Origin of the sequence: Pseudonocardia sp. SID8383, assembly GCF_009864975.1 — a bacterium.
In the GTDB taxonomy this organism is placed as follows: Bacteria; Actinomycetota; Actinomycetes; order Mycobacteriales; family Pseudonocardiaceae; genus Pseudonocardia; species Pseudonocardia alni.
Map to the genome: position 1 here is coordinate 1 of NZ_WWFY01000997.1, position 2,512 is coordinate 2,512.

At 78.1% G+C, this 2,512-nt stretch carries 3 protein-coding genes and 1 pseudogene; 3 read left to right on the forward strand and 1 reads right to left on the reverse strand.

Annotation, left to right across the window (positions count from 1 at the left end; genetic code table 11):
• A pseudogene (locus GTW08_RS24110) lies at positions 1 to 294 on the reverse strand (hypothetical protein); the annotation flags it as partial.
• A 211-nt stretch (positions 295 to 505) separates the two neighbouring features.
• Here GTW08_RS24110 and GTW08_RS24115 point away from each other — a divergent pair.
• The 3 genes from GTW08_RS24115 to GTW08_RS24125 are packed head-to-tail and all read left to right on the forward strand — an operon-like array spanning position 506 to position 2,410.
• The gene (locus tag GTW08_RS24115; protein WP_304580113.1) at positions 506 to 940 is read left to right on the forward strand and encodes a pyridoxamine 5'-phosphate oxidase family protein; all 435 of its coding nucleotides are present in this window, start codon (positions 506 to 508) and stop codon (positions 938 to 940) included.
• A 16-nt stretch (positions 941 to 956) separates the two neighbouring features.
• Entirely contained in the window at positions 957 to 1,757 is an 801-nt protein-coding gene (locus tag GTW08_RS24120) for an MBL fold metallo-hydrolase (RefSeq protein ID WP_337826468.1), read from the forward strand.
• Complete coding sequence (locus GTW08_RS24125; protein WP_337826467.1) at positions 1,754 to 2,410, forward strand: DedA family protein; 657 nt, start codon at positions 1,754 to 1,756, stop codon at positions 2,408 to 2,410. Before GTW08_RS24120 ends, GTW08_RS24125 begins: the two co-directional genes overlap by 4 nt.
• Positions 2,411 to 2,512: the final 102 nt, after the last annotated feature.

Genomic DNA, 2,512 nt, shown 5'->3' on the forward strand with positions numbered 1-2,512 from the left:
CGACTCCTCGGGTCCGGTCGCGTCCGGGGCGGTGGCCTCGGGGTCCTCGTCGGCCGGCGTCGCGTCGTCCGCGGGCTCCTCGGCGGGCGGCTCCTCGGTGTCCTCCTGGGCCGGGGCCGTCACGACCGGGCCCGCGGTGGCGACGGCGGCCGGTGCCGTGACGGCGCCCGCCACCGTGGTGACGGCCGGTTCCGCGGCCGACGCCGCTCCGGCCAGCGGGACCCCGGCGAGAGCGGCGAGGGTGAGGGACGCGGCGACGGCGCCGGTGCGACGGACGAGCGAACGTGCGGTCATGATCCACTCCCTGTGACGAACGTGATCCTGGTGACCGGTGGGGCGAACGGGACGCCCTGTCCGATGGCGGAGAGTGAAGCGACACCCCGTCGACAGGGCCAGGGAAGTCGCCCGTACGGGGATCACCGGGGCGGGTGGCGTCGCCCGGAGTGACCGGCGCCTCGGCGTGCCGGGGCGCGCGGGACCCGGCACGACGTCCAGGATGGCGACCGTGACGACCACCCCCGAACCGCCCCGGCGCCGCCGCCGGTCCCTCGACGACGGTGTCTCCGACGCGTTCGTCGAGCTCTGGTCCCAGCGCCGCCCGTGCATCCTGGTGACCCCGCGCCGCGACGGGACCCCGCACGCGGTACCGGTGGGGGTGACCGTCGACGTGGCCGGGCGCACCGCCCGGGTGATCTGCGGCGGCGGGTCGCAGAAGGCGCGCAACGTCGCCGCGGCCGGGCCGGACGGGGCCCGGGTCAGCGTCACCGTCGTCGACGGGCGCACCTGGTCCACGCTGGAGGGCCGCGCCGTCGTGCGGGACGAGCCCGACGTCGTCGCCGACGCCGAGCGCCGCTACGCCGCCGAGTACAAGCAGCCCCGGGAGAACCCCGCGCGGGTGGTGCTGCAGATCGCGGTCGATCGGGTCCTCGGCAACGCCTGAGGGGATACTCGACGGTGTGGACCTGCCGGAGACGACCTTCCTCGGCCACAGCACCCTGCGGCTGCGGATCGGCGGGCGCACCGTCCTGACCGACCCGGTGCTGGGGCCCTCGGTCGGGCCGCTGCGCCGCACCGCGCCGGCCGTCGACCCGGAGGGGCCCGCCGGAGCCGACCTGGTCCTGATCTCCCACCTGCACGCCGACCACCTGCACCTCGCCTCGCTGCGCCGGCTGCCGCGCGCGGTGGAGGTCGTGGTGCCCGCGGGCGCCGGCGACTGGCTCCGCCGCCGCGGCGTCGCCCGGGTGTCCGAGCTCGCCGTGGGGCAGACCCGTGTCTTCGACGGGCTGCGCGTCACCGGCACACCGGCCGACCACTCCGGGCACCGGTGGGGGCCCCGGTTCACCCACGGCCCGCAGGCCGACGCGATGGGACACCTGCTGGAGGGCGACGGGCTGCGGGTCTACGTCGCCGGTGACACCGGCCTGTTCCCCGGGCTCGACGACGTCGCCGCCCAGGGCCCGATCGACCTCGCCGCGCTGCCGGTGTGGGGGTGGGGCCCGAACCTCGGCCCCGGCCACCTCGACCCGGCCGGTGCCGCCGAGGCCGTCCGTCGGCTCGCACCGGCCGTCGCGCTGCCGGTGCACTGGGGGACCCTCGCCGTCGCCGGGCTGTGCTCGGTCCCGGGGCGGACCGGGTCCCGGATGCGGGAGCTGCTCGTACGCCCGCCGCACGACTTCGCCGACGCCGTCGCCGCGGCCGGGCTGCCCACCCGCACCCTCGTGCTCCCGCCCGGCGCCGCCGTCGGAACGACGGCGTGAGCGCGCCGCACCTGCTGGCCGCGTCCGCGCAGGAGTGGTTGGACGCCGAGCTCAGCCCGGACGCCGGGCGGATCGCCTACCTCGTCGTCGCCGGGGGAGTGCTGCTCGGGTCGGTGCTGCCGGTCGTGCCGACCGGCGCGATCGTCGGCGCCGCCGCCGCGACGGCGATGACCAGCTCCGCGCTGTCGCTGCCGGTCGTGCTGCTGCTGTCCTTCGCCGCGGCCCTGCTCGGTGACGTGGTCACCTTCGCCGTCGCCCGGCTGGCCGGGGACCCGGTCCGTGCCGCGGTCGCGGGCGGGCGGCTCGGCGGCGAGCGCACCGCGGTCCGGATCGAACGGATGCGCGGCGCGTTCGCCGAGCGCGGCTGGCTGGTCGTGCTGGTCGGACGGGTCGCCCCGGCGGGCCGGGTGCCGACCCTGATCGCGGCTGCGGTCTCCGGGATGACCTGGGCGAAGCTGGTGCCGGCGGTCGCGGCGGGGGCGGTGCTGTGGACGCTGCTCTACGGCGTGCTCGGCGTGCTGACCGGCAACCTCACCGACTCCCCGCTGGTGGCCGCGCTGCTCGCGGTCGGGCTGGTCGCCGTCGTCGCACTGGTCACGGCGCTGGCCGGGCGGGTGCGGACCCGGCTGCGGGCCCGGCATCCCACCGGCTGAGGGTGCGTGGTCGGGCCGAGCCCGCCGGCCGTGCCGCGCTCGGAGCGTCGGGAGGAACCTCGGAGTGCACCGGCCGGACCGCGACGCCCGCGCCGGCGGCGG